Here is a 1,506-nt window from a genome sequence, read left to right on the forward strand (position 1 = left end):
ATTCCCCAACGCATTGCCAAGCGCATCGGCTAGCTTTAACTGCTAGCCGATACTTCCCCACCTAATAAAACAAAACACCACTCAATATAAACATCACCATGCTCAATATTGGCAACAAAATCATCTTCCACACTGAGCGCTTCGCTAACCATTTTGTTTTAGCTAATCGGGGTTCTATTTCATCAAATCTGACCCCAAAACAACAAACCAAATATGTAAGCAGAACAGCAAATACAATCGCCAGAATCATTATGAGATTTACACTTCCTCTAAACGTAAACAAGTGTTCAGTAAATACCCCCTCAATAAATCGAACACCCACCGCGTTAAACGTATACAAAATAGTTCCAGTATGAAACACCATTACTAATAGCGTCATACCCAGAAACCCCCTTGGTGGGAATACTCTCTTTGTATCTGGTTGCAATGCACCATGGAAATATACATACAGATAGAAGTTACGAATACAACTTAAAATGCCCACTTAAAATCCTCCCGGTTCACGTACTTTAAAGTTAGGGTTAACTCTTTGGTTAGCCTCAATCATGTCGCCAAATTGATACATTAGGCCCGTCCAGCTTTTCTTCTCAACGCCCATTTCTGTTGGGTGGAATTTAGGGGTATAGCTATAGCCGGATGCTTGTAAAGCAAAGTCTGTAATACCATAAATAGCTGCTGGAATTGTGCCTACACCAGTTAATGATGCTAACGCAAAGGTGCTGTCCACACCGAATTTACCCCAATTGCTGGCAATATCAGCTTGATTAGCTGGGTTGCTCCAATTATGGTTTTCTTGATTAAACTGATAGTCATAAGCTTGATAACCTGAAACAGCGGGACCTAAAAAGTCTAAGGTATTTCCACCCAGCTTTATCCAATCATTGTCCATCAACTCAGAGATATTCCCAGTCAAACTCTTAATATCATCTACAGGCCCAAAGCCAAAGCTGTAATTGCTTACACCGTTAAGCGGTGTCGACGCCCCCCGACCAAAACTACCATCAAAAATGGTTGAGAGTGGCGCTTTGTCTGCTAGTGTCCAACCTGTGTTTTGCACTAAGCCAAAACCATAACTGCCTCGTTTTGTCGCAGCAATACCGCTTAGAGCAGTATGAGTAGAACCTAATCCACCGACTGTGAGCGATGCATAGCCAAGGTTACGCGTTAAATCTGATTGTGTATTTCGAGCACCAAACACATACTCCTCACGCCAAGGCCCCGGTGTTAAAGCCTGACTCATATCCTGCCAATCAATGGAGCCAGCCAACGAGCTTTCAAGGTCAAAGCCTTGTGGCACTCTACCCATTGTCGTGGTATTTCTATCAACCCAAGCTTGATTATTAACAATGAGTGATTGAGTGCTCTGCACGCTTTGTGCTTTCGTTGCTAAATCACTGTTTAACTGCTGCCTAATCATGTTTGAGTGATTAACCAAACGATTGAACCTGTTAAACGAGGTACTTGGGCGTGTCGCATTCTCAATTGAGTTTGCAGCGGTTGCTAGGC

At 42.9% G+C, this 1,506-nt stretch carries 1 protein-coding gene; it reads right to left on the reverse strand.

Annotated features, from left to right (window positions below; all coding sequences use genetic code 11):
• Nucleotides 1–484 precede the first annotated feature (484 nt).
• The coding region (locus L1070_RS20125; protein WP_237126908.1) for a hypothetical protein at nt 485–1,506 on the reverse strand (1,022 nt) is incomplete at its 5' end.

It is taken from the genome of Pseudoalteromonas sp. MMG022 (assembly GCF_021654245.1).
Taxonomy (GTDB): Bacteria; Pseudomonadota; Gammaproteobacteria; order Enterobacterales; family Alteromonadaceae; genus Pseudoalteromonas; species Pseudoalteromonas amylolytica.